The 26,458-nt window shown below is 36.7% G+C and carries 31 protein-coding genes and 1 riboswitch; of the genes, 1 reads left to right on the forward strand and 30 read right to left on the reverse strand.

Features of this window, described 5'->3' with window-relative positions:
- Positions 1–47: 47 nt before the first annotated feature.
- From ACSKT4_RS05075 to ACSKT4_RS05190, 24 genes are all read right to left on the reverse strand, one after another.
- Positions 48–1,394 carry a murein hydrolase activator EnvC family protein gene (locus tag ACSKT4_RS05075; protein WP_186870593.1) on the reverse strand — a complete coding sequence of 449 codons (1,347 nt, stop codon included), beginning with the start codon at positions 1,392–1,394 and terminating at the stop codon, positions 48–50.
- A 114-nt stretch (positions 1,395–1,508) separates the two neighbouring features.
- A complete protein-coding gene (gene ftsX / locus ACSKT4_RS05080) occupies positions 1,509–2,402 on the reverse strand; it encodes a permease-like cell division protein FtsX (protein WP_186870594.1) in 894 nt (297 codons plus the stop codon).
- The gene (ftsE, locus tag ACSKT4_RS05085; RefSeq protein WP_186870595.1) at positions 2,392–3,078 is read right to left on the reverse strand and encodes a cell division ATP-binding protein FtsE; all 687 of its coding nucleotides are present in this window, start codon (positions 3,076–3,078) and stop codon (positions 2,392–2,394) included. Before ftsE ends, ftsX begins: the two co-directional genes overlap by 11 nt.
- Before the next feature lie 733 nt (positions 3,079–3,811).
- Positions 3,812–4,165, reverse strand: a complete 354-nt coding sequence (locus ACSKT4_RS05090) for a c-type cytochrome (protein WP_186870596.1) — start codon at positions 4,163–4,165, stop codon at positions 3,812–3,814.
- A 162-nt stretch (positions 4,166–4,327) separates the two neighbouring features.
- A protein-coding gene (prfB, locus tag ACSKT4_RS05095; protein WP_246521637.1) for a peptide chain release factor 2 occupies positions 4,328–5,426 on the reverse strand; the annotation gives its coding sequence in 2 pieces (ribosomal slippage) (positions 4,328–5,362 and positions 5,364–5,426; 1,098 coding nt in all).
- 90 nt (positions 5,427–5,516) lie between these two features.
- A complete protein-coding gene (gene secA, locus ACSKT4_RS05100) occupies positions 5,517–8,030 on the reverse strand; it encodes a preprotein translocase subunit SecA (protein WP_186870598.1) in 2,514 nt (837 codons plus the stop codon).
- Between the two features lie 262 nt (positions 8,031–8,292).
- Positions 8,293–8,841 carry a ribosome hibernation-promoting factor, HPF/YfiA family gene (gene hpf, locus ACSKT4_RS05105; RefSeq protein ID WP_186870599.1) on the reverse strand — a complete coding sequence of 183 codons (549 nt, stop codon included), beginning with the start codon at positions 8,839–8,841 and terminating at the stop codon, positions 8,293–8,295.
- Positions 8,842–9,041: 200 nt separating this feature from the next.
- The gene (fliT, locus tag ACSKT4_RS05110) at positions 9,042–9,395 is read right to left on the reverse strand and encodes a flagellar protein FliT (protein ID WP_465822938.1); all 354 of its coding nucleotides are present in this window, start codon (positions 9,393–9,395) and stop codon (positions 9,042–9,044) included.
- Positions 9,395–9,796 carry a flagellar export chaperone FliS gene (fliS, locus tag ACSKT4_RS05115; protein ID WP_186870601.1) on the reverse strand — a complete coding sequence of 134 codons (402 nt, stop codon included), beginning with the start codon at positions 9,794–9,796 and terminating at the stop codon, positions 9,395–9,397. The genes fliT and fliS overlap by 1 nt, the downstream gene beginning before the upstream one ends.
- Before the next feature lie 29 nt (positions 9,797–9,825).
- Complete coding sequence (locus ACSKT4_RS05120) at positions 9,826–11,358, reverse strand: flagellar hook-associated protein 2 (RefSeq protein WP_246521636.1); 1,533 nt, start codon at positions 11,356–11,358, stop codon at positions 9,826–9,828.
- Between the two features lie 15 nt (positions 11,359–11,373).
- A complete protein-coding gene (gene flaG / locus ACSKT4_RS05125; protein WP_186870602.1) occupies positions 11,374–11,721 on the reverse strand; it encodes a flagellar protein FlaG in 348 nt (115 codons plus the stop codon).
- A 67-nt stretch (positions 11,722–11,788) separates the two neighbouring features.
- Positions 11,789–12,016, reverse strand: coding sequence for a carbon storage regulator CsrA (csrA, locus tag ACSKT4_RS05130; RefSeq protein WP_186870603.1), 228 nt, complete (start codon positions 12,014–12,016; stop codon positions 11,789–11,791).
- A gap of 2 nt (positions 12,017–12,018) precedes the next feature.
- A complete protein-coding gene (fliW, locus tag ACSKT4_RS05135) occupies positions 12,019–12,462 on the reverse strand; it encodes a flagellar assembly protein FliW (protein ID WP_186870604.1) in 444 nt (147 codons plus the stop codon).
- A gap of 15 nt (positions 12,463–12,477) precedes the next feature.
- Positions 12,478–13,053, reverse strand: coding sequence for a DUF6470 family protein (locus tag ACSKT4_RS05140; protein WP_186870605.1), 576 nt, complete (start codon positions 13,051–13,053; stop codon positions 12,478–12,480).
- A 103-nt stretch (positions 13,054–13,156) separates the two neighbouring features.
- Positions 13,157–14,041, reverse strand: coding sequence for a flagellar hook-associated protein FlgL (gene flgL / locus ACSKT4_RS05145; protein WP_186870606.1), 885 nt, complete (start codon positions 14,039–14,041; stop codon positions 13,157–13,159).
- 9 nt (positions 14,042–14,050) lie between these two features.
- Positions 14,051–15,523: a flagellar hook-associated protein FlgK gene (gene flgK, locus ACSKT4_RS05150; RefSeq protein WP_186870607.1), complete on the reverse strand. Its 1,473-nt coding sequence runs from the start codon at positions 15,521–15,523 to the stop codon at positions 14,051–14,053.
- 28 nt (positions 15,524–15,551) lie between these two features.
- Complete coding sequence (locus tag ACSKT4_RS05155; protein WP_211742451.1) at positions 15,552–16,040, reverse strand: flagellar protein FlgN; 489 nt, start codon at positions 16,038–16,040, stop codon at positions 15,552–15,554.
- 16 nt (positions 16,041–16,056) lie between these two features.
- Positions 16,057–16,320 (reverse strand): flagellar biosynthesis anti-sigma factor FlgM, encoded by a 264-nt coding sequence (gene flgM, locus ACSKT4_RS05160; RefSeq protein WP_186870609.1) that lies wholly within the window; start codon positions 16,318–16,320, stop codon positions 16,057–16,059.
- Between the two features lie 74 nt (positions 16,321–16,394).
- A complete protein-coding gene (locus ACSKT4_RS05165) occupies positions 16,395–16,847 on the reverse strand; it encodes a TIGR03826 family flagellar region protein (protein WP_366481254.1) in 453 nt (150 codons plus the stop codon).
- Between the two features lie 15 nt (positions 16,848–16,862).
- Positions 16,863–17,543: a ComF family protein gene (locus ACSKT4_RS05170; protein ID WP_186870610.1), complete on the reverse strand. Its 681-nt coding sequence runs from the start codon at positions 17,541–17,543 to the stop codon at positions 16,863–16,865.
- Positions 17,544–17,546: 3 nt separating this feature from the next.
- Positions 17,547–18,674: an ATP-dependent helicase ComFA gene (locus ACSKT4_RS05175; RefSeq protein ID WP_465822939.1), complete on the reverse strand. Its 1,128-nt coding sequence runs from the start codon at positions 18,672–18,674 to the stop codon at positions 17,547–17,549.
- Positions 18,675–18,996: 322 nt separating this feature from the next.
- Positions 18,997–19,839: a DegV family protein gene (locus tag ACSKT4_RS05180; protein WP_186870612.1), complete on the reverse strand. Its 843-nt coding sequence runs from the start codon at positions 19,837–19,839 to the stop codon at positions 18,997–18,999.
- 297 nt (positions 19,840–20,136) lie between these two features.
- Positions 20,137–20,832, reverse strand: a complete 696-nt coding sequence (locus ACSKT4_RS05185; RefSeq protein WP_186870613.1) for a response regulator — start codon at positions 20,830–20,832, stop codon at positions 20,137–20,139.
- Between the two features lie 74 nt (positions 20,833–20,906).
- Positions 20,907–22,049, reverse strand: a complete 1,143-nt coding sequence (locus ACSKT4_RS05190) for a sensor histidine kinase (RefSeq protein ID WP_186870614.1) — start codon at positions 22,047–22,049, stop codon at positions 20,907–20,909.
- 191 nt (positions 22,050–22,240) lie between these two features.
- Between ACSKT4_RS05190 and ACSKT4_RS05195 the strand changes: the two genes are divergently transcribed.
- Entirely contained in the window at positions 22,241–22,891 is a 651-nt protein-coding gene (locus ACSKT4_RS05195) for a YigZ family protein (RefSeq protein ID WP_186870615.1), read from the forward strand.
- Positions 22,892–22,905: 14 nt separating this feature from the next.
- Here ACSKT4_RS05195 and nagB read toward each other — a convergent pair whose 3' ends face one another.
- From nagB to ACSKT4_RS05225, 6 genes are all read right to left on the reverse strand, one after another.
- Positions 22,906–23,661 (reverse strand): glucosamine-6-phosphate deaminase, encoded by a 756-nt coding sequence (gene nagB, locus ACSKT4_RS05200; RefSeq protein ID WP_186870616.1) that lies wholly within the window; start codon positions 23,659–23,661, stop codon positions 22,906–22,908.
- Between the two features lies 1 nt (position 23,662).
- Positions 23,663–24,841 carry an N-acetylglucosamine-6-phosphate deacetylase gene (nagA, locus tag ACSKT4_RS05205; protein ID WP_186870617.1) on the reverse strand — a complete coding sequence of 393 codons (1,179 nt, stop codon included), beginning with the start codon at positions 24,839–24,841 and terminating at the stop codon, positions 23,663–23,665.
- 125 nt (positions 24,842–24,966) lie between these two features.
- Positions 24,967–25,122 (reverse strand): hypothetical protein, encoded by a 156-nt coding sequence (locus tag ACSKT4_RS05210; protein WP_186870618.1) that lies wholly within the window; start codon positions 25,120–25,122, stop codon positions 24,967–24,969.
- A gap of 82 nt (positions 25,123–25,204) precedes the next feature.
- Positions 25,205–25,693: a VanZ family protein gene (locus tag ACSKT4_RS05215; RefSeq protein ID WP_343221470.1), complete on the reverse strand. Its 489-nt coding sequence runs from the start codon at positions 25,691–25,693 to the stop codon at positions 25,205–25,207.
- A gap of 79 nt (positions 25,694–25,772) precedes the next feature.
- Positions 25,773–26,099, reverse strand: coding sequence for a helix-turn-helix domain-containing protein (locus ACSKT4_RS05220; RefSeq protein ID WP_186870620.1), 327 nt, complete (start codon positions 26,097–26,099; stop codon positions 25,773–25,775).
- Positions 26,100–26,180: 81 nt separating this feature from the next.
- Positions 26,181–26,291: an anti-repressor SinI family protein gene (locus ACSKT4_RS05225; RefSeq protein ID WP_246521669.1), complete on the reverse strand. Its 111-nt coding sequence runs from the start codon at positions 26,289–26,291 to the stop codon at positions 26,181–26,183.
- A 30-nt stretch (positions 26,292–26,321) separates the two neighbouring features.
- Positions 26,322–26,397, reverse strand: a riboswitch (cyclic di-GMP riboswitch).
- Positions 26,398–26,458 lie beyond the last annotated feature (61 nt).

Raw genomic sequence — 26,458 nt, forward strand, 5'->3', positions numbered from 1 at the left:
AAGAAAAAAGCATTACACCTCATGTGTAATGCTCCTAACCTATACGCTTATGGTAAATAATCCATAGGATTTACATTATTCGTGTTAGGAGGATAGAAGCCTATCCATCCACCTTTATGCACTTCAAAGTGTAAATGTGGACCTGTGGAACGACCAGTTGAACCCATATAACCAATTAACTGACCTTGTTCTACGACTGCTCCATCTTCAACGGCAAAACCATTTAAATGGCCATATAGCGTTGTATAATCAACTCCATCAATCTTCGTAACAATTAATATATGGTTTCCATACGTGTCAGATAAGTTACCTCTTACGGCAACACCATTTGTAGCAGCATAAATCGGTGTACCAGTAGGGGCTGCAATATCAATTCCAAGATGATAGCTTACTTGTCCAGTAATTGGATCAACACGCTGGCCCCACTGAGATGAAAGCCTTCCTGAAGCTGGCCAAATGAAGGAAGAACTATTTACCGCTCCTGTTTCAGGGCTTGATAACTGGCTAAGGTTATTTTCTGCGACCTCTTTTGCTTTCGCTACGGCCTCTTCTTGTTTACGAATCATTGCTTGTTCATCTTCCAACGTAAACATGAATTCCTCTAACTCTTCATGCTCTTTCTCCAGTTGTGCTAGCAGACGCTTTCTTTCTGACTTTTGTTCATCTAGTTGACTTTGTAATGCAACTAGTTCTCTCTTTTGGCCTTCTAATGCTACCTTTTTCTGTTCAACATCACTTCGTTTTGCTTCGATTTCTTTCTTGTTCTCTTGAACCGTTACTTTTTTAGTTTCAACATCAGCCTTGTCTTTTTCTAATGATTCAATAATCGTTTTATCTTGGTCCATCATGATATTTACAGCTGCTGCTCTTGAAATAAAATCGGAAAAGCTTTTAGACCCGAGAATGACTTCTAAATACTTTATAGGACCACCATTCTTTTGAATAGAGCGAAGACGGTCTACTAGTAATGCTTCCCGTTCCTCGATACGGTCTAGTAATATATCAATCTCAACTTCTAACTGTTCAATTTGATTAGTTAAATTATCAATCGTATTCGTAAGTTCATAAATCTCATTGTTAGTAGTATCAATTTCACCCTGTTTGGTAGAAATAGCTTCCTCAGTATTTGCTAGATCCTGTTCAATAGAATCGATTTGACCTTGAACTGTATCCTGCTTATTTAAATTTTCTTGGATTTTCTCTTCTGTATCACTTTTATTCGTTTGTACTTCTTCTTTCTGTTCTTTTAGTTGCAATTGTTCCTTCTCAAGTTCCTCGATTTCTTGCTGGAGCTCCTCTTTCGTTTGAGCGAAAACCTGGTTTTCATCAATCAAGACGGACACAATGGCGAACAGTCCAATCAGTAAACCAGTTAGTGCTAACTTTTTTTTCATTGATCTTCCCCCTGTTACCAAGTAATCTAGAAAACTATTATTTCCGTATGTATAATTTATTGTGGAAAAGGTATAGGACCTTCCTTTGCCTTTTCCACACTGTTCAAAACACTATTAAACTTTCAAGAATTTGCGTACACTCATCAGACTTCCCCACATTCCAATTCCAGCACCTATCACTAGAATAATGAGCGCTAATTGCCATGCGAAGGGATTAAATGGTAATACTTCTACAAATCCGATTGTCTGCACCGTAGTTATACTAGATTCAATCCATTTATATCCACCTAAGACTGCAGAAATAGGGATGATTGATCCTAGTACACCTAGTAATAATCCTTCTATGAAAAATGGCCCGCGAATAAATCCATTCGTCGCCCCTACTAACTTCATAATTCCAATTTCTCTACTTCTTGCCATGATAGTTAATTTAATCGTATTGGAAATTAAGAAGATAGCTGTTAATACAAGACCAGCGATTAGAATAATACCTATTGTTCTAGCATAATCGGTAAATTTAAAGAGATTTTGTGCGACGTCTTCACCGTACGTAACAGAATCTACTCCATCAAGTTCGGCAATAGTTTTTGCAATACCTGTCGTCTCCTGTGGTTCATCAGCCTTCACAATATAAGCATGGTTTAATGGGTTATCTGATTTAAATCCACCCCAAACATCTCCACCTTCACCCATGCTATCAATCAAGCTATTAAGTTCATCATCTTTAGATGAAAACACTACACTTGCTACCCCAGGGATTTTTTCTATCTCTTTTCCTAATGCAATTACTTGTTCATCATCTGCAGCTAAATCAATGAGGACCTTCACAACGACATCTTCTTCAACTTTTTTTGCCATATGATTAAGGTTTAAGATTAAACCTAAAAATGCACCTACTAAAAGTAACGTAACCGTTACTGCTCCGACCGAGGCTACAGTCATCCAGCCGTTACGATATATGTTTTTTGCACCCTCACGAAAATGTCTTTTGATAGTTCTAGCTTTCATAGCCGTATTCACCTCGTTGCTCGTCTCTTACAATTTCGCCATCTTCAATTGCAATAACACGTTTTTTAATTGTATTTACGATTTCCTTACTATGGGTTGCCATGATAATGGTTGTCCCACTATTATTAATTTGCTCGAACACTCGCATAATTTCCCATGATGTTTCTGGATCTAAGTTACCAGTCGGTTCATCAGCAATAACAATTTTGGGGTGGTTTACAATTGCTCTAGCAATGGAAACACGTTGCTGCTCTCCACCAGATAATTCACTCGGATAGAAGCGGGCTTTATTTTTTAACCCTACTAAATCCAATACTTCCATTACACGTTTTCGAATATTACGAGGAGATTCCTCTATTACCTCTAGTGCAAACGCAACATTTTCATAGATTGATAATTTAGGAAGCAAGCGGAAATCCTGGAAGATAACACCGATATTTCGTCGGAGTAGTGGTACTTCCTTTTCTTTTACTTCACTGACGTCTTTATTGTTTATAAAAATTTGTCCCTTTGTCGGTTTTATCTCACGATACATAAGTTTAATAAAAGATGATTTCCCTGCGCCGGATGGTCCGACTATGTATACGAATTCACCTTGATCAATTTCGACATTAATTCCATTTAAAGCTGTCACACCGTTATCATACGTTTTATATAAATCCTTCATTAATATCATTTATAATCACCTTTATTATTATAGTTAGTCAAAAAGACTTATATTGTACAAGATTCTTTTACATTATAACATCAATCAACAACTTTTTTTGACAAAAAAATATTACATTTATATTTCAACGGTAAAATTTCTGGGAATATTGTAGGATTATGACAAGAAACATACTTTTTTATAGGTATAAAGTAGGATATCAAAACCAAAAGAGCACCGATAGCCCCTCTCTGTTACCTTTTTACCCTCTTCATTCCGAGAAAGGGCACTGACCCTATCTCTCTGTTACCTTTTTACCCTCATTCTTCCGAGAAAGGGCACTGATTCTATCTCTCTGTTACCTTTTTACCCTCTTCCTTCCGAAAAAGGGCACTGACTCTATCCCTCTGTTACCTTTTTACCCTCTTCCTTCCGAGAAAGGGCACTGACTCTATCTCTCTGTTACCTTTTTACTCTCACCCCACCGATAAAGGGCACTGACTTTATCTCTCTGTTACCTTTTTACCTTCTTCCTCCCGATAAAGGGCACTGTCTCTATTCCTCTGTTACCTTTTTACCCTCTCCCTCGCGAAAAAGGGCACTGACTTTATCTCTCTGTTACCTTTTTACCCTCTCCCTCGCGAAAAAGGGCACTGATACTCTCTCCATCACCCCCCCCAGTAAAAGTGCCGTTCTAAACAACAAAAAAAGCTTAAACTGAATCTCATCATTCAGCTTAAGCTTTGCTATTTTCATTATCAATTTATTTCTTCTCTGCTAGCCAATCAGATAGATGTTGAATTTCTTCATCTGAAAGCTTATTCGCAAAACCAGGCATTCTACCATTTGTACCGTTAGCAATGATATCTTGTAATTCTTCGGATGAAAATTCTGCGCCAATTTGTGTTAAATCAACACCAGCACCACCTGCAAGATTAGCACCATGACAAGCTGCACAGTTTGCTTGATAAATATCTTCTGCGGAGGCTACAGCTTCACCACCATCCGTTTGACCTGAATCATTTACTGCACCATTATCATCTGCTTCATTTTCTCCACCACATGCACCAAGTACGAATACTGTTCCAAATAATATTGCGAATAACCATTTTTTCATATTAAAAATCCCCCAATCATTGGAATATCTATACATCATTTAGTATATCCCTTCTAGTTAAATATACCAGCCACAAAATTGCCACATTTTGGCTAAAGATGAATATTCATCTAGTTTCACGCCAGTTTTTGACAATTTTAAGAAATTAATAATGTAATCTATTTATAATTGTGAACGTAAATAAGCATCAATAAACAAATCGATTTCGCCATCCATAACGGACTGTGTATTACCCGTTTCCATATTTGTACGATGGTCTTTCACCATGGAATATGGATGGAATACATAAGAGCGAATTTGACTTCCCCAACCAATCTCTTTTTGCTCTCCACGAATTGCTGCTAACTCCTGCTGTTGCTTTTCAATTTCTAATTGGTAAAGCTTTGATTTTAACATTTTCATTGCTGCTTCACGGTTTTTAATTTGTGAACGTTCATTTTGACAAGTAACTATAGTATTCGTTGGAATATGGGTAATACGTACAGCAGAGTCTGTTGTATTAATATGCTGTCCTCCAGCACCACTTGCACGATACGTATCCACCTTAATATCTTCCGAACGGATTTCAATGTCTACATCATCATTCATTTCTGGTGTTACATCACATGATACGAATGATGTATGCCTACGACCGGAGGAATCAAATGGTGAAATACGTACTAGGCGATGTACCCCTTTTTCCGCCTTTAGGTAACCATAAGCATTATGTCCCTTAATTAATAAGGTAACACTTTTTACCCCAGCCTCTTCACCAGGAAGATAGTCAATTGTTTCAACGGAAAAATTATGCTGTTCCGCCCAACGCTGATACATACGGAGTAGCATGCTTGCCCAGTCCTGTGATTCTGTTCCCCCAGCACCTGGATGCAGTTCTAGGATTGCATTGTTGGCATCATATGGCTCACTTAATAACATTTGTAATTCGAAGTCATTGATATCTTTTTTTAAGGAGCTAAGTTCCTCTTCTAATTCCGTTAATAACTCAGCATCATTTTCTTCTTTTGCTAGTTCGTAGGTTACTTCTAGGTCTTCATAGCGATTGTTTATCCCTTCGAAGCTATTTACAAAGTTCTTTAAACCGTTTGCCTCGTTAATCACTGTTTGGGCTGCGTTTTGGTCATCCCAGAATCCAGGAGCGGTCATGTCATGTTCTAATTCTTGTATTCGTGCCTTTTTGACATCTAAGTCAAAGAGACCCCCTAAATTCCGCTATGCGGTTATTGATTTGATCAAGTTCGTTTCTAATTTCACTAAATTCCATCATGTCACCTCTAAAAAATTTGTTATATCCAATTAATTAATACCCTCAAAACGGTCTGACTCCGGTTGGGGTCAGACCGTTTTAGATAGTTTATTTTCCGTGGCAGTTTTTATATTTTTTACCACTGCCGCATGGACATGGATCGTTTCTGCCTACCGTTTCTTTTTTCACATATGGTTTGCGGACTTTTTTCTTTTCTTCACCGCCGCCTGATACTGCTTGGGTGTTTTTCACTACTGCTTGTCGCTTTAGGTTATCTCGTATTTCAGCTTTCATAATATAACGGGCAACTTCATCCTCGATACTTTCTACCATTGCCTCAAACATGGCAAATCCTTCTAATTGATATTCACGTAATGGATCATTCTGACCGTATGCACGTAAATGAATACCTTGACGAAGCTGATCCATTTGGTCAATGTGGTCCATCCACTTCGTATCTACTGTTCTTAAAAGAATAACTTTTTCAAATTCACGCATCTGTTCTTCATCAAGCTCTTCTTCTTTCTGATCATAACGGGCGCGAACTTTATCCATAATTAATGCATGAATTTCTTCTGTTTCTAGCCCTTTCAGATCGTCTACGGATAAGGAATCCTGTTCTAACAAGTTACCCTGTACGTACTCAACAATAGCTTGTAAATCCCATTTATCTTCTTCATCATCTTGTGTATGAGTATTAACAACACGTTCTAATGAAGAACTTATCATATTCTCAATAATGGTACGTAATTCATTACCCTTCGCATCGATAACTTCAAAACGTTGTTTGTAAATAATCTCACGCTGTTCCCTTAATACATCATCATATGATAAAACATTCTTACGTGCATCATAGTTATTACCTTCTACACGTTTTTGTGCGGATTCGACAGCTCGTGATACGAATTTATTCACAATAGGTTGATCATCATCCATCCCCATCTTATCCATCATATTTCTTAGATTATCTGATCCAAATCGGCGCATCAATTCATCTTCCATCGATAGATAGAACTGCGACATACCTGGGTCTCCTTGACGACCAGAACGTCCACGTAACTGGTTATCAATACGTCTTGATTCATGGCGCTCTGTTCCTATTACAGCTAATCCGCCAAGCTCTAATACACCCTCACCAAGCTTAATATCTGTACCACGGCCGGCCATGTTCGTTGCAATTGTAACGGCACCCTTTTGTCCAGCTTGTTCGATGATTTCTGCTTCACGGAAATGGTTTTTCGCGTTTAAAACATTGTGTTTAACACCAGCTTTTTTCAAATACTGAGAAATTAACTCAGACGTTTCAACCGCTACTGTACCAACTAGTACTGGTTGTCCAGCTTTATGACGCTCTTTAATATCCTCGACAACAGCTTTAAATTTACCATTGACCGTCTTGTAAATCTTATCCGGGTGATCAGTACGAGCGATTGGTTTATTAGTAGGAATTTCAACCACATACATGTTATAGATGCTACGGAATTCTTCTTCCTCTGTTTTAGCAGTACCTGTCATACCAGCAAGCTTATTATACATGCGGAAATAGTTCTGGAAGGTGATGGACGCTAAAGTCATACTTTCATTCTGTATCTTTAAGCCTTCCTTCGCCTCAATCGCTTGGTGCAATCCATCACTATAACGACGGCCCTTCATAAGACGTCCAGTAAATTGGTCTACTATTACTACTTCGCCATCTTCTACTACATAATCTGTATCCCGATGCATCGCAACATGTGCACGTAATGCCTGTCCAATGTGATGTGTTAAAGTTACATGATTTAAATCAAATAGATTCTCCACATGGAAGTAGCTTTCCGCTTTATTAATTCCTTCTTCCGTAAGCTGTGTTCCTTTTGTTTTCTCATCGTACGTATAATCCTCATCACGCTTTAAGGTGGCAACAAATGCATTTGCTTGTGTGTATAAGGATGCTGACTTTTGAGCAGATCCGGAAATAATTAATGGTGTTCTTGCTTCATCAATTAAAATCGAATCGACCTCATCAATAATTGCGAAATTTAAAGGACGTTGAACCATTTGCTCCTTATACAGAACCATATTATCTCTTAAGTAATCAAAGCCAAATTCGTTATTCGTACCATAAGTAATGTCGGCTAAATACGCTTCTCGCTTTTCTTCTTTGGATAAACCATTTGTATTCAATCCCACTGTTAATCCTAAGAATTCAAATAATTGCCCCATTTGCTTCGAGTCACGATCTGCCAAATAATCGTTCACGGTAATGACATGAACACCTTTGCCAGAGATAGCATTCAAATATGCTGGCATAGTGGAAGCTAGTGTCTTACCTTCCCCTGTTTTCATCTCTGCGATATTCCCTTCATGCAATACAATTGCTCCCATTAACTGAACAGGGAATGGACGCATGTTAAGAACACGTTTTGATGCTTCACGAACTACAGCATACGCTTCAACCAATAAGTCATCTAAGCTTTCTCCATTGGCATAGCGTGATTTAAATTCCTCTGTCTTCTGTTGTAAAGCACTATCTGATAATTTCTCAATATCAGGTTCCAATGATTCAATTTGATCAACAATACGTTGGATTCGATTTAATTGTTTTTTATTCCCATCAAATATTTTTTTTAGAAAACCTGCCATCGTTACGCTCCTCAATCCTCATAGTGAACCAGACGTGTGTTACACATTCAACAACACTATTTACCTTTTATCATAAAAATATGATAATAGGTTCACCATTCATTTTATTCCTTCATCTACTATAATTTTTATTTATTATATATAATAAATAATAACACTACTTAATTGCATATGCCAACTACATACCTATGGGTTAGCACCATCCCTCTAAAAAAGATAAAAGGCGACCCACTGAAGGGATCGCCTGTAGGGATTATTTATATTAATGATTTGGTTCGATTAAACCATACTTGCCATCTTTACGACGGTACACCACGTTAGTATCACCTGTTACAGCATTCTGGAACACATAGAATGCGTGTCCTAACATATCCATTTGTAATACCGCTTCTTCAGAATCCATTGGTTTTAAATCAAATCGTTTTGTTTTTACAATTTCAATTTCATCGGAGTCTTCTACTTCGTCTAACTTTTCAGCCAAATTAGTCGCTACAAACTTCGGAGCGCCATTTTGACGGAATTTACGATTTACTTTTGTTTTATATTTACGAATTTGTCTTTCTAACTTATCAACCACTAAATCAATTGCAGCGTATAGATCAAGATGCTCTACTTCAGCTCTTAATAATAAACTAGTCATTGGAATTGTAACCTCAATACGCTGTTTGTTGTTGTAGACACTTAAATTCACATGTACATCTGATGTTAAGGGGCTCTCAAAATACTTTTCAAGCTTACCAATCTTCTTTTCTACGTACTCTCGAATTGCTTCGGTTACCGTAAGATTCTCACCGCGAATGTTGAATTTCATAAAGTGTCACTCCTTTTATACCTTTGTATATAGTATACTATACTTTCCCTTAAAATTCCTGCCTAAACATGTCCTTTTTTGTAAACCTAGCAGTTTCATATATGGATAATCCCCTTTAAAGACCTAGTCTCATGCGGTTTACACTAGATTTACAGTTAATTAAAAAATAGCTTCCAGAATAAAATCCGGAAGCTAATCTATTATTTGCGCTTATCCATAAACATGCCATCCATCGTTTGTACCTTATTATATGGATTGGTATATTGGCGATTTGAATTCTTTTGTTTCTTCACTTGTTTCATTTCCACCTTCAATCCTTGGAATAAAAGATCCATCTTTTCTTGAACTTCCTTATTCAAAGGCAGAAGCTTCTTTCCCATTTCCAGCTCCTCTTTCGTAAAAGGCTCTTTCGCTTCCTCCATATAACTTCCTCTTTGTAAAAGGAGGCTGTTTATCCCCTCAATGATAGCCTCTCTTTCATTGGAGGTTACGTCGTTAGCTAGTAGCTGCTGCATTTTAACTGTAATTTCGTAGATCGGTTGTACGCGATTCATTATACATGTTCACCTTGTGCATGTTGTTTTTGTCTTGTTTTTAAGATGACCTGTTTCCAAGTATCTCTAAAATCAACCACAAATCCTTCTACTTCTTGCAAAATACTAACATCATTTTTTAAATTTGCCTCCATAAGGCGATGATGGATGTAGTCATATAAAGGCATTATTTGTTGAGAGATTTCCACTTCTTGATCAAGAGTTACCATTAGTTCTTGAATGATTCTTTGCGCCTTTTGAATATTTGTATTTTTTGCTTCTATATTATTAGCTTGTATATCCTTCGTTGCTTGTTTAATAAATTTAAGGCAGCCATTATAAAGCATAAGCGTTAATTCACCGCCCGAGGCAGTATTAACAGCATTATTCTGATATGCTTGATATGGTTTATTTAAAGCCATAAGGTAGAACTCCTTTTATTAGAATTTGATTACATTCCACCGCCGAATTGAGATAACAGTTGCATTGATTGATTATTCAATCGAGCAATTGCTTGTTCCATAGCGCTGAATTGTCTCCAATAACGACTCTCAATCGACACGAGACGTTTCTCAAAATCAGATATTCTTGTATTTAAATCCTTAATTCGTTTTCCTAAGGAGTAGTTTTCTAATGTGCTTGTTGTTTTACCTGCCCGTTCTTCAACACGCTTCATCGTCGACTCAATAGAGTCTTCTAATCGGTTAATTAAGCCACGACTAGGGTCATCCTTAGAAGAAGTAGAATTTGAAAATAACTTAAATACACCATCTGGGTCTTCTCGTAAAGCTTTCTTCAATTCTTCTTCATTAACTTGAAGCTTTCCACCATTCATATAGTCCGCTGTTGTTGATATACCGATTTGCGTTAATGATGTAATTTCTCCACCTGTTTGAACATTAGTATACCAAGTCTGTCTCATAGAATGTAAGCCTGAGGTTAAGATAGAGTCCCCACGAAGAATACCACTCTTAGCCTTTTCCTCCCAAAGCTCGATTTGCCGATCATCCATTTCTGCCTTTTGAGCTTCTGTCAGCGGCTTGTAATCACGAAAACGTTCTTCTGTTTGCGATTTGTTTATTAAATCTACAATTTCATTATACTTGTCGACAAAATTCATGATAGAGTCGAAAGCCGCATCGATGTCATTTTCTACCGTAAGAGAAGTACTTTCCCCTTCTTTTGAAACACCTTTTAATGTTAACGTTAAACCATTAAATTCATAGGAATTATCTTTTGATTCAAAATCAAGTCCATTATAGGTAAACTTAGCATCTGTACCACCTTGTTCATTCTCAACATTGATTCCTAGTGTAGTAGAAAAAAATGAGTTTGATCCACTATCAAATACGATTTCAGGCCCCTGATTATTGTAGTTTCCAGTTCGGGTTGTTTCCAGAATGACTTGTTTAGCGGTGGCATCGTAGAACGCTCTCACATTGTTATCATCATTCGTTATACGTTTCAAAACGTCATTTAATGAGTCGGTTTCTGAAATCGAAAAAGTATGCGGAATCTCGTTACCATTCTCATCAAATGTAAAAAATGAAAAATCTTTACCAAATTCAATTGTGCTAGCAAGCTTATCCACTTGTTCTCCAAGTGGCTTAGATGGATCAAACGTTTCACCAGCTTTCACAATGCTACTTGTACTTCTATTAATAGCACTAGAAGCCAATTGCGACACTGTAATATTATATGACCCTTCCATCGTACCGGATGTAGCAGTAGCGGTTACCACACCACTATTAGAAGAACTTACTGCTTTTGATTTATATGTACTACTTAATTTCATATCAAAGATCAATTGATCCATTTGGTAAAGCTTTTGATAGATTTCACGATACCCATCACGTTGCCATTCTAACAATGTTCGGTCCTGCTGCATTTTATCTAATGGCATTCTCTCTGCCGACATCATTTTTTGTATAATATCATCCGTATTTATCCCTGATGCTAAACCACCAATACGCATATTATTCATTGCGTTTCACCCCTTTTATATCTTCTTATCAATTAAAAAACCCATATACTCTCCCATTGCTGCATACATATCCAATATCTTTTTAGGTGGAATTTCTTTGATCACTTCATCTGTGTTTGGATCAACAACGGTAACATAATATTCATTCAATTCTTCATGGAATTGAAACTTGAGACTAGTTTTTAATGGTTCAACAAAATCATTTAATTTTTCCACTGCTGTTTCTATCTGTTTCTTAGTGGGTTCTGGTTTCATTTTTACATTTAGTTCTTGCACAACAGTATTAGATTCTGCTAGTTTTCTATGGTTGTTTTCACTGCTTTGCAAGGATTTTGTTCCAACTGATACAGATTCTACTCGCATCCTCTGCAACTCCTTACAAATATTTCTTCTTATATCGGTTTAAATAGAATAAATGTTTAGCAATAGATTATGAATCATTTTTCTTACTTAGTAGATTGAGCAAATCCGTTGATACATTGGCTGCTTCATTATTCTGATTCTGTATTTCTATATAAATCTCCTTGCGATGTATTTCTACAGATTTCGGAGCAGTAACGCCAAGCTTAATTTGATCCCCTTCAATTGCTAACACTGTAATCTCTATATTATCACCAATTTGAATCGCTTCATTTCGCTTCCGTGTTAGTACTAGCATCACTACACCCCTTTTCCAGCTGTAGTAGGTTTAATGGATGCCTTGCTTTCATATTTATCTGTATTCAATATATACTGTTTACCAAGCATCTTTCTTTGATTAATAAGGACTGGCGCTTTAAGGTTAATGGTACTAGACTCAAAGGGAGCCTTTAAGGTTACGATAGATGCTATTAAAACATCCTCTTCACTGTGTATTTCTAAAGCTTCTATAGTAGAATCATCCAATTCAAGTGTATATTCACTATAAAATTGATACGGATTCGTGACGACAAATGCAAGTGTTTCAGACTTTACTGATTGTAAAAACTGAAACACTGGATTACCTGGGATATTTAGTAGTACAAATTCCTTCTCTTCTACAAATCCAGGGATACCAGATTGAAATTGTATAATTTGTTCTTTCTCAATTACCACATCACCAAGATATTTGGTTGGAATCTTCAAGTCAACCACCCTTTCCTATTGTTTATCAGTTGGAAATAGATTTATAAAATCGATGTCTAGTTCTGCATACTGGTCTAGCGAGACATCAACAGAACCAGGTGTATAGTTTAATTCCGGTTTGTTTACTTGAGTTTCGATAATCGGCTTGTTTGGTTTAATGTCAATTTCTACCTCTGAAGGCTGATAGTTAATTTTAACCGAGAATACGGATGGTATAAACTGAATACCTAATGGACGTTGTGGTCGATAAGCATTTTGAACTGCTTGACTAACGATAGGATTATTGTTATTTTCTATTTTCATCAGTTCCGTGCCTTGAGTTGCTCTTCTAGCCGTTCCTTCTTGCGCCCCCTGCATGCCCAACTGAGCGAATTCCTCAATCGATTGAGGGGCTGATTTAAGGTTCATATCTGCCCAGGCTTGAGTTTGATCTATCGTGAGCTTGGACGGAATTGTTCTCATCGATAGCTCGGCATGTGGTTGTTGTATAAACAAGTCTGCTTTCGGTTGGCGAATTTCTTGCTTAGCAGGCTGTGTCATCATACTGATTCTAGCCATTTGTGATTGCATCCTAATTTGTGGTAATTCCATTCCAATCCATCCCTCATTTTAAAAAATTTAGCACCGTAAACGAAATAGATTATTGGCATTATCAAAAAGAAAACCCTAAACCCTTATTCGGGTTAGGGCTTGTTTACCTTAGAAAATCAATTAATGTTGGTTGAATGACTCTAGAACCTGTTGATAATGCTGCACGGTGAATACTTTCTTGTGTAATAAGCTTCATAATTACTTCCTCAAAATCGATATCTTCATTTTTTGACATCATTTGTGTAGCAGAAATCTTTTGAGCACTGAGACGGTTTTCGATTAGATCTAAGCGATTCATTCTAGCCCCTAAATCCGCACGAGCATTTAGAACATTATCAATATTCTCATCAATAGAACCAATACTGGATTCAATCGCTGCCTGATCGATAGTTCCATCTTCCCCACCTAGAGCATTTATTAATTCATCTATTCTACTAAACGCTTCACTTCCAAAGATTTCATTAGCATTTACATTTGCTTTAATGACAATACCAGTAGATACTTCAATATTTACTGGACTAGAATCAATGTCCGTTATATTAGTAGGATCTTCAATTGGTTTAACATCTGTTTTCGTTCCATTAAATATATATTTACCATTAACACTTGTATTGGCAATATCAACCAGATGTTGCTTAAGTTGTTCAACTTCCGCTTTTATGTTCATTCTTTCTGCATCATCATACGTATCATTACTAGCTTGAACAGCTAGTTCCCGAATGCGTTGAAGTGCTTTTGTTGCCTGATCTAGTGCAGCGTCGGTATTGTCCATCCAGTTATGTACTTCACCTGTATTTCGTTGGAACTGTTCAACTTGTAATAACTGGGTACGATAGTCCATCCCTTTTACCGCAACAACAGGATCATCAGAAGGTCGGTTGATTTTTTTACCAGTAGTCAATTGATCCATATAGGTTCCCATATTAGCGTAACTATTCGATAAATTACGTAGCATATTATTGGATAACATTGATTGTGTTACACGCATTTCACATTCCTACCTTCCTACAATTCCCATATTATTAATAATTCGATCTAAAATTTCATCCACTGCTGTCATACTTCTAGCAGCTGCGTTATACGCATGTTGAAATTTAATCATATTCGTCATTTCCTCATCAAGTGAAACAGAACTTACTGACATTCGTTGTTCTTCCACTTGAGAACGAAGGATTACCGTATTTTTTGCCATCCGATTTGCTTCCTGTGCTGCTACCCCTAAATTACCAATCATACCTTGGTAAAAGCTCTTGATCGATTTTCCATTTCCAATTAAAGGATCATCATTATATACAAGATCAAACATTTTTGATAATTGTAATGCATTAGCTCCATTTCCGCTATCTCCATTTGAACTAGCTGCTACTAAATTAGGGTCATCTACTAAACTAGCAACTACTGTCATGACACCATCTTCACTATATTGGAAGAAATCCATTCCATCTTGACCATTCATATCTTTACCTTGAGCATGCTGTTCATTAAACTTCTCAACAAAAGTTTGAGCCAATTCATCAAGCTGCTTAAGAAGTGTTGCAAATGATACCGTGTTCTCATCTGAATTATTTTTTCCTAGTACATCATTTAATGCTTTTAATGAACCTGAAGGAAGTTCTACTGGAGCACCATTTAGTGTTATTTCATTCTCATCATTTAGGCCAAATTGTACTGGTTCTTCACCAGGTTCTAAAAGATAAATAGGAGTTGGATAAGACTGTCCATTATCTTGTAAAAGTTCAATTTTAGTTATCCCTTCCGCAATATCCAAGGCACTTTCTGAACTCGGAACTCGATGAACCTTTATATTCACTATACCGGATAATTTATCAATTAAGTTATCACGTTGATCATATAAGTCATTTGTTACATAGCCATGTGGCTCAAGCTCTTTAATTTGATCATTAATTCGACTTATTTGACGAAGAAGTGAGTTAGCATCACCAATTGTTACTTCAATCTGATTACTAACATCAGCCTCCATTTTTGTTAAATTTTCCCTTAAGTAGTTAAACATGTCTGCTACCGCAAGGCCACGTTGTACGACAACTGACCTAGCACCAGAATTTTCTGGACTACCAGCTAAAATCTGTAATGATTCCCAAAACTTGTCCATCGTACTAGATAAACCGCTTTCTGATGGTTCATTTAGAAGGCTTTCCACACGATAAAGGGATTCGGACATTGTTTCCCAATAGCTAGCTTTGCTGTTTTCTGAACGAAATTGAAGATCTAAGAATCTATCACGAATACGTTCCACTGACCCAGCTTGTACACCTTGTCCAAGCTGGCCAGGTATTTGTGGACGATTGAGTGAGCCACTTGGATAGCCTGGCAACGTCTCAAAATTAACACGTTGTCTCGAATAACCTTCTGTATTCGCGTTTGAAATATTATGACCAGTTGTATATAAAGCGGATTGTTGGGTAAATAGCGCTCTTTTCGCCATTTCCAAGCCGTGGAATGTACTCATTTCATTTCTCCTTTTCTATCATTTTTTCTTATGCTTTTGAATCAAAGACCGAGCGATTGATCTGTGATTGCTCTTGCTCTTTTCCATAATTCAAGTTTTTTAGCGATGGACTCAATAAATCAATGGAAAGCTGAACAAACTGCATAGACTGTTGAATTAGTGCCATGTTCAATTGTTCCTGTTGCTTTAAATTCACGATAGTTTCTGTTAAGCGAACAGCACTTTCTTCAATCGCTTTCCTCTCTTCATTATTACTTAGTTGATTAACTAAATTAGTAACGGTAGCTTCTTCGTTGGTTAGGCGATGATTCGCAAACCAGTCCTCAACTTCTTTCTGCCGACTCTCTTCTAGTTGGGTGATTTGCTGTAGGATTTTACGTTCCTTTATTAATACAGTTTGCAAATTTTCTACATTGCCTTCTTTAACGATAGCTGTTTTTTCCTTTGATAGGTCTAACAACTGTTCGTGAGTCACTATTAACTTTTCTAGCTTTTCAATAATTGCTTGTACGGACACTTGGTGAGTCCTCCTCTTATTGCTTCGACCAGAAATCGATCATTTTTTGTGCTGTTTTTTCAAAATTGATGGTATATTCTCCTGATTCAACACGATTCTTTATTTCTTGTACATATGCTTCACGCTCAGCATTTACTTTTGTATTTTCCTGTAATTGCTTAGCTTGTGATGAAATCTGCAATTGATCTTGTGGCTTAGCGGATTTCTTCATATCCATATGCTGTTGGATTTGATTCTTGTACGGGTTAAAATTCGTTTGATTTGGTCCAGTTATTTTCATAAGATCACCTCACTAATTATCCGTTCGATTGATACTTACTATATATATCGGCACATTACCTATTAAGTAAAGTCTTATCTGTGATGTTTATCTAATGTATAGTAAATGTTTTCCTTTGATTTCGATTCTTTATTCCGCTCTGCTACCTTTTCAACTTTTTCTATTTTATTCAGTTCCTTATGAAGTTCATTGGAACATGATGAACAAATTTTACCAGTTGTAATGGGTGCTCCACATCTTTCACATGGGTATCCGAGCTTTGGAAACATAGTCGTACGTAGTCTTTTTTCCTTAATAAATTTCGTTATTAATGTTTCCTCTACCCCTGTTGCTTCCACCACTTCTCGTAATGTAGATTCTCTATTTTTTTGCTTTTTTAGAAATTCATATACTTTCTTAAATGCGGCTTCCTCTTCCTTATAGCAATCTTGACAAATGTCTCGAAGATTTTTTACAAATACTTTGCCACATTTTGTACAGTTGGTTAATTCAGCCATTTCAATCATATCTCCTCTTAACATTATCATACCATACTATTCCATCTATCCACGAATTAACGTATAAGAATATACTTCGGGACATCCGGCATCTTTCAATAACTTGGCTGCATGACGTAACGTAGTACCTGTTGTATATATATCATCGACAAGAATAATAGGATTGTTTAGTTTTTGCTGTAATATAAATGGATTTTCAGAATAAATTCTTTCTTTACGAGACTTTTTGGATTGTTTTTCACCGTGGGTTCTGGACAGGATATTCATTTTCTTAGGGGTTAGAAATGAGGCTAACATTTCTGCTTGATTAAAACATCTCTCTTGGAGTCTTTCCATACTCAATGGAATTGGAATTATAACAGCATCTTTAATCGAAGCAAATGCTTTATGGAAGTATGTGGAATAGGAATCTTCAAATATAGTACCGAGCTCATAATCTCCTCGGTATTTCCATTTTGCTATTATAACTTGCATAAATGTGGAATACGTATAGACAGAATAATTAAATTCGAGTACATCATGCCCACCATAATACGTTTCCCATCGCAAGCAATCATCACATATTTTAGCTTCTGTTACCCGACTACACCGTAAACACCGATTTCCACCAAGGAGCGTCATTTGCCGTTTACAAATATCACAAATCAGGCTAGGCTTTGGCGGAAACAAAAAATTAGCCCAGTCCATTTCTATGATTATTTCTTCGTGACAACATAAACAATTCATCCTCTAAAATCCCCCTCTTTTATTCATTTGCTTAATAGATTGGACGGCCTGAACCATTGCATCTGTTTTCCCTTCATGCAAGAATATTACTTCTCCGGATGGATCATCTGCACTTCTTCCTGCCCTACCAGCTATTTGAACTAATGCAGCTTCATCAAATACCGTATGTCCCGCATCCAATACCATCACATCTACAGATGGAAAAGTAACACCTCGTTCTAATATGGTTGTGGTAATTAATAGATCAATTTCTCGATTTCTGAATTGATTAATCTTCTCTATTCTTTCCTCATCATCCGAATGAACAGAATCAATTAATTGGAAAGGTAAATTCTTCATTTCCTTCAACATGGTCGATAAGTTCTCCGCAAGCTGGATGGTTGGAACGAATATTAGCATTTGCCGTTTAGGATTTTCTCTATGGTTCATCCATTTCATTAATGATTTAGGTAACTTATTTTTCTTCAATGTTTTTTTCAAGGAATAACTTATGACCAGCTGTGGAACAGGTAGTGGGTGGCCATGATAGCGAATCGGAACAAACGTATGTGGGAGATGTTTACGTGCAATGCGAAGACGAAGGTCTTGTCTTGGAGTCGCGGTTAAATATACCGTAGTACTAGTCGATTTCTTTGCCCGATTTACTGCAAAAGAAAGGGTGGGGTCATTATGGTATGGGAAAGCGTCAATTTCATCAATAATTATGATATCGAAGGTTTTATGATAGCGTAATAGCTGATGGGTTGTCGCAATAATGAGTTGTGTGGATCCTTCTTTCTCATCACTTCCACCATATAAGGCTTGGATTGGTACTTCTTGAAAAGCGGATTGGATTCGTGGTTTTAATTCACGGACAACATCAGCACGAGGAGTGGCAATACAAATCCTTTTTCCAAGCTGTAATCCTTTTTCAATAGCCTCAAAAAGCATTTCGGTCTTTCCAGATCCACAAACCGCCCAAACTAAATACGCTTTCATTCCATCCTGAATAGCTTGTACTAGTTTACTAGAAGCCTGTTGTTGAGCAGGAGTAAGTTCCCCCTGCCAGGTCATTGGCGAAGGATAGTTAGTCCAAGTTGGCTCTTCACCAGAATAATAATATAACGCTTCACATTCCATCACTCTACCCATTTGAATACAATTCCTACAGTAAAGATGTGTCTCATTACAATTAGCACAGGGTATCTTGCCAAATAAGGAGTGCTTCTGATTTCCACAGCGCATACATGTAAAAGATAGAAGCTTTCTCGTTATAGATGGGATTTGTGTAAACAGTTGGGGGTTAGCATCAGCGGGAAGTTCCGATTGGAGAAGTAATTTACCAGCGTATTGATATATATCAGAAGGCTGTTTGGAAGATTCGATTTTGAACGTCATATCCTCACTCACTTTCCTTTAAAGGATAGACTGCCAGATATCCTGACAGCCATGAATATAAAAATAAAATGATTGCTTATTTATAGTACCAGCATACTCCAATTGCCCCTTCACCAACATGCGTACCAATTACAGGTCCGAAGTAGCTAATTAAGGCTTCCGTATTGGGGTATTTCTCGTTAAAATCTTCTTTTAAATCAATAGCAGCTTGTTCGTCATTTGCATGAACAAACACAACTTTCGCTACCTTGTCTTCCTTCGCATCTTCCTCTAACATACCTAAGATACGATTCAGTGCTTTTTTACGGGTGCGAATTTTTTCAAAAGGAACAATAATCTTATCAACAAAGTGTAGGACCGGTTTAACTTGTAGAAGGCTACCAACAAGTGCTTGTGCTCCGTTAAGTCTACCGCCACGATGTAGATTGGTAAGATCATCCACCATAAAGAATCCATGCATTGTTTCCTTCATTTCATTTAAACGATTCATGATTGCTTCTGGTGACTTATTTTCTTTTGCCATTTCAGCCGCTTCTATTGCATAGAAACCTTGAGCCATACAACTAATTTCAGAATCAAAGGCATAAACATCGATTCCATCTACCATATCCCCAGCACTTACTACCGCTTGGTAAGTACCACTAATACCACTAGATAAATGAACCGATATCACCGCATCAAACTCTTTACTTAGTTCTTCTAATTTTTCCGTAATCAGACCAATAGCAGGCTGAGAAGTAGTTGGAAGTTCTTTTACATCTTTAATCTTTCGATAAAATTCTTCTGTTGAAATATCAATTTCCTCTTGATATGTTTCATCCCCAAAGTTCACACTTAGCGGAATCATATGTATTCCGTAAGCGTCACGCATATCCTTTGGAATATATGCAGTGCTGTCTGTCATTACAGCAACCTTCATTTCTTCCCTTCCTCTCCATTTATTTATTTTCATTGTACAAAATGTGTGCTTCTTATATTCTACATGAATGTAATAAAAAATGCACCAAGATATGTGTATACTTATCTATAGTACAAAAAATATACCAAATTAGCATAGCAGTGTAGATAAATCTGTATCTAACCATTGGAAAAATATAGCGTTATTCGTGACAATACGCCCGCTACTTGGTCGTAAACCATATATCGGTTATCCAACATCTCTACACAATAAAAGACCCTTGACATTATGAACATCAAGGATCTATTTCAGGAAAAATTATAATACTTCAACCCAGCCTTTTCTTATTGCAGATACTACCGCTTGGGTTCTATCATTTACATTCATTTTTTGAAGAATGTTACTTACATGGTTCTTAACCGTTTTTTCACTAATATATAACGCTTCCGCAACAGCGCGGTTACTTTTACCATCTGCTAAGAGCTGCAGTACTTCACACTCACGTTTAGTAAGCAAGTGTAATGGGCGATGATATTCAACTCGACTTCCACCTATACCAACAGCCACGTTCTCCTTTGCTAGTCGACGATATTCTTGTACGAGGTTATGGGTTACTTTCGGGTGTAAATAAGATCCGCCTTCACTAACAACCTTAATCGCTTCAATTAGAGAATTAGAGTCCATCTCTTTTAATAGATATCCTTGTGCACCTGTTTTCAGCGCATGTGTTACATAGCTTTCATCATCATGAATCGATAAGATAATTACTTTTGATTTAGGATAATTACGTACTAATTCAGCGGTAGCCTGTACACCATTCATGTTTGGCATGTTGATATCCATTAATATTACATCAGGATTATATTCTTGCACTAGTTTAGTTGCCATTGCACCATCATCACCCTCAGCTACTACATTAAATGATGGTTCAAATTCTAAAATACGTTTAACCCCTTCACGAAATAACTTATGATCATCAATTAAGACGATACTAACATTTTTTTCTAAACTCATTGTCTCTTCCTCCCCATTACGTAATATTATCCCCTATTACGTTTATCTGATAGACAATTTCTATAATATTTATTTTAAAAGAGCCCTTCCATGGGTACTTGAATAACTATTTTTGTACCTTTTCCGATGGTTGATATAATATCCATTACTCCATCAAACATCTCAACACGCTCTTTCATTCCCATTAAACCAAATGACTTATCTCGTTTTATAGAAGGATCGAAGCCTTTTCCATTATCTGTTACGATTAAATTTAAATTTCTAGTACATATTTCGATTTTAACAGAGATTAAGGTTGCTTCCGCGTGTTTTACAGCATTTTGTATTGCTTCTTGTGCTAATCTAAACACTGCTATCTCATACTTCTGATTAATTCGTTTCACTTCACCAATCGATGTAAATTCAATATTAATATTGTTGTACTCCGATGTAGTCGTTATATATTTTTTAATCGTAGGAATAAGACCTAAGTCATCAAGAGCCATTGGCCGCAAATCATAAATAATACGACGAACCTCATAAAGTGATGAACGAACCATTTTACGTAAGCTTCGTATCTCTTCTAAAGCATCATCTGTACTTCCTTCACGGAAGGTACGATCAACTAATTCAGAGCGTAAGAGAATATTAGCAAGCATTTGTGCAGGTCCATCATGAATTTCCCTAGAAATTCGTTTTCTTTCTTCCTCTTGTGCTTCAATGATTCTTAAACTAAATTCCTGTTTTTCCTTAGCCTCTTCTATCATTTCGTTTACTTGCCTGAAGTCATCTGTTAAATATGTGAGTATGACAGATATTTTGTTGGCAAGATTTTCTGCACGCTTAATCGTATGATCAATGTTTTGCAGTCTTCTCTCCAACTCATCACGCTTTTCACGTAGTCCTTTTTCCTCTTGACGAAGCATGGCTAGTTTTGTCTGAAGTTCATGTGTCGATTCATATACTTCTCGAATCTCATCTTCAGAATAGCGGTCAAAGTATTTACTGACTTCTGATAAACGCTTTCTCGAGTACCGAACATTTTGCTCTAATTTGTCACCTTCATCTATGTAACGTAATACTTTAGCCTTGGTGTACTCCAAATCTCGAAGCAATCGTTCATACTCCGTACGAGCCTCCTCACTTATGTGAAAAACCTCATCCTTACTGTTCTCAACTACATCTACCATTTCGTTGAGAATATAATCTAAAGCTTTTTCCCTAGTTTTCACTGCCATCAGCACTCACCAACCTATGGTATAATTATACGTGCTAAAAATCTTTTTTTATAGGGTTATTTGGAAAGTTTTTATAAAAATGATTAATTATTTGCATTTACCCTAGTAACATATACCCAAACATTTCTTTACTCAAACATATTTTTTCCTTATATTAGACTAAAATGCAACTAGGAGGAGGATTTATTCCTGTGTTAACGAACTATTATACTGTGAATAAAGATGGCGGATCCCATGAAATCGTTATTCAAAAATCAAGATTTATAGGCACGATTAAACGTGTTGAAACAGAAGAAGAAGCCCAGAGCTTTATTCAGGAAATGAAGAAGAAGTATCATGATGCAACACATAATTGTTCTGCATATATAATCGGTGAGCATGACCATATCCAAAAGGCAAACGATGATGGTGAACCGAGCGGGACAGCTGGAGTGCCTATGCTAGAAGTCCTAAAAAAACAGAATCTTAAGGACACTGCAGTAGTCGTCACGAGATATTTCGGTGGAATTAAGCTTGGTGCAGGTGGACTAATCCGCGCTTACGGCAGTTCAACCTCAGAAGCGATTAAAGCAGTTGGAATTATTAAAAGACAATTAATGAAAGGGATCTCTATCACTGTCGATTATGCCTTACTTGGAAAGCTTGAAAATGAATTACGGAATTCTGAACATATGTTAGAGACGATACATTATCTGGAGAATATAGAATTTATTGTCTATGTAGAAGATGGTCTGGAAACTGCCTTTCAAAAGTGGATGACAGATTTAACGAACGGACAAGCTGTCATACAAGCTATTGGCGAAAAGTATGTGGAAATTGAGGTTGAAAGTACAAAGGAATAGAAAAACTTGGCGTTTCAATCATGACGCCAAGTTTTTTTATTCCTTTGTACTTTTGATAAAGCTGCTTCATCTGCAATTACGGTAACATTCGGATGTTCTTTCAATACGGACGCTGGAAATTCTTCAGAAATTTCTCCATCTAACAATCGGTTCAATGCTTCAGCTTTATCCTCACCAGATACTAGTAATAAAATCTGTTTACTATCCATAATCGTACCAATTCCAGTCGTAATCGCTTGTGATGGTACTTCTTCCCATGAATTGAAGAAACGGGCATTGGCTTTACGAGTCGTCTCCGCTAATTCAACTAAATGGGTTCGAGTAGTAAACGATGTTCCTGGTTCATTAAACCCAATATGTCCGTTATGACCTATCCCTAGAATTTGTAAGTCAATGCAATTGTGCTGCTGAATTAATTCCTCGTAAGCTACACATTCTTTTTCTAAATCCTTGGCAGAACCATTTGGAATATGCGTATTCTCTATAGAAATATCAATATGCTGAAACAGTTTTTCATTCATATAATAGCGATAACTATTCGGATGATTTGCTGTTAGCCCAACATATTCATCCAAGTTAAATGTGGTCACTTCTTGGAAAGAAACTTGTTTCTCATTATTTCGATCAATCAGGCATTTATACAGTCCTTCTGGCGTAGAGCCAGTCGCAAGCCCTAATACTGGCTTGTCCAACTCTTTAATAGTTTGAATTACAAATTCACTAGCTTTCAAACTTATATCCTGATAATCCTTGGCAGATATGATGTTCATATCACTCGTCTCCTTTGTATGCTATCTTTCCACGGCAAAGTGTATAGTTTATCGTAAAGTTCTCATCAATTAATAAAATGTCTGCATCTTTCCCTTTAGCGATACTTCCTTTCCGGTCGTATACTCCCAGTTGTTTTGCTGGATTCGTGCTCGTCATTTTAATGACATCCTCAACACAAACATCCTGTATATTCAACATTTGTTTAACACCATGATTCATCTTCAAAATACTACCTGCTAGTGTTCCATCTTCGAGTACAGCTCGTTGCTCATCTACTAAAACTGTTTGACCGCCAAGTTCATATGTACCAGCATGTAAGCATTTTGCCCGCATGGCATCTGTAATTAGTATTATCCGATCACTACCCATATTTTGATAGATTACTTCTAGCATTTCAGGAACGACATGTATGCCATCAGCAATTAGTTCTGCTCGTATTTCTTCTAACAGAAATGCTGCTCCTACAACACCAATATCCCGATGATGAATCCCAGTCATGGCATTGCATAAATGTGTAACTTGCTTAACCCCATTGGATACCGCTTCTTTCATACCTTTAAAATCAATCGCAGTATGTCCTGCTGATATATTGACACCTTGATTTGCTAAATGGCGGATAAACGATCCCTCTGGATCAAGTTCCGGTGCCATCGTAATCGTTTTAATCATATGATTAGAAAGCTTCTGCCATTTGTCAAAAAGAGCACTATCTGGTCTACTAATATGCTCAAGAGGCTGTGCGCCTTTCTTACTTTCTTCTATAAAAGGTCCTTCCAGATGAATCCCGATTATTTCAGCACAATTCTCTTTAGGTTGATAATCCGCAACCGTACGTAGTGCCTGTTCAATTTGTTCTTCTGCCTGGGTAATCGTCGTTGCAAGGAAACTAGTTGTCCCTTCTTTCGGTAGTACTTCTGCAATGGTATCTAATGCCTCTTCTGTTCCATCCATTACGTCTGCCCCATTCGCACCGTGAATGTGGCCGTCAATAAAGCCCGGAACAGCATATAGCCCTTCCCCATCGATAATTTTAAACTGACTTGGATAACGCTTAGGCTTTTCATTTTCTTGATAGATCTCGCTTATTTTTCCTTTTTCAATGACAAGACTTCCATTAGGAATTCTAGTGTTCTCTAAGAATACGGTTACATTTTTTATCAATAGTGCTGTATGATCCATTTATGCCCCTACCCTTCGCTAACTACAATCTCAAATTATCATATGGTAGTACTATTGTCCAGTTATGGAATAGCTAGTCTAAACAAGAAAAAAGCCATTCCCTCTAAAAGGAAATAGCTCTAGTGTTAATTTATTATACGTTTATTTTGATTTAATTCTCGTTGATCATTCAATTCTTTAATTAATGTTTGAATTAATTCTTCAGAGGAACGGATTTTATTTTTTTCTGTATCATCGATTACCTTTTTCATCATGTTCTTAAAAAACTCACGCTCAACCATGAAATTACCGCCTTGACTATGATTTAATTTAAAAACTAGTATACCATGAAATCTATAACATTTTTACTATAATTATTAAATTTTATATTTTTTTCCATTTTTTGTACCGGATTAGTAGAAAGAAGTATGCCACGCTAGCTCCAAATCCGTCAATTACTACATCTCCATAAAAAGGCGTTCTGTTTGGTGTTAAGCCTTGATGTAATTCATCCATAATAGCATATGCAATCGTCAATCCAAATGAGACAACTAGAATTTTATGTAAATTCCATTGTACGGTCTTTCGGAATGCTATACAAAACAGAATCATCAATAAGAAAAATGCACCGAAATGCGCCCCTTTACGAATGAAAAATTCGATAAATCCTTCTACACCAAGTGCAGCAATGCTTACCTCTGATTGATTATATATAAATGAAACCCAACTAAAATACGGTTCTAAAATAGAAAAATCAATAATGCTCGCTAGTAATGGTTTCATATCCTGTTTTTCATAAGGGGTCGCAGAAGAAAAGAAAATGACAGCCATCCATATGATTGGCAGAAACCAATAAAATAGTTTACGATTCATCATTCCACCATACTTGTCCAAAATCACTTATATTACTATATCATAACAAATAAAAAAACCGCAGTATAATCTACGGTTCCTAATTATTATTTTTTCTCCATTTATTAAATTCAAGGAAACTCTTAAAATCTTCTTTCGATACACCAGATTCCATCGCTTCTTTCACGATTTCTAGCCATTCTCCGTCTAAATCTTCCAATTCTATGGAGTCTTTAGTATTAATTAATTCATTCACAGATACACCTAGAACCGCACTAATTTTCTCGATGAATTGTATAGATGGATTGGATTGGAGGTTACGTTCGATTGAACTTAAGTAAGACTTGGCAACATTTGCTTTTTCTGCTAGTTCAGATATAGACATTTTCTTTTCTTTGCGTAATTGTTTGATTTTTTCTCCGATCAATTCGACTCACCTCTTTCAAGCGAAATTATATCACAAACAGGTGAGCAGTTCTATATTAAGTACAAAAATACAACAAAAGAATTATGCATGGTGCTTTGCTTCCGCTAGAAATAGTCGTATTTCTTCTACGGTCATCCCCTGTTTTTTTGCCTCCTTAATTAACAAAATCCACTCATAGTCTAAACCGATCATTTTATTCAAATTCCCGTCCCCCATACTTATCTATGCAATCCAGCCATCCAGTATTGGACCTGTGACTTTGCGTCCCCATCTCTCAATGAGGTTGCCTTTGTAGATGGAATTTATTACTAAATCTATTATACTAAAGAACTAGTACTTTATGTATGTCTTGTTTTGTC

The organism is Ornithinibacillus liuyingii, from assembly GCF_055550225.1.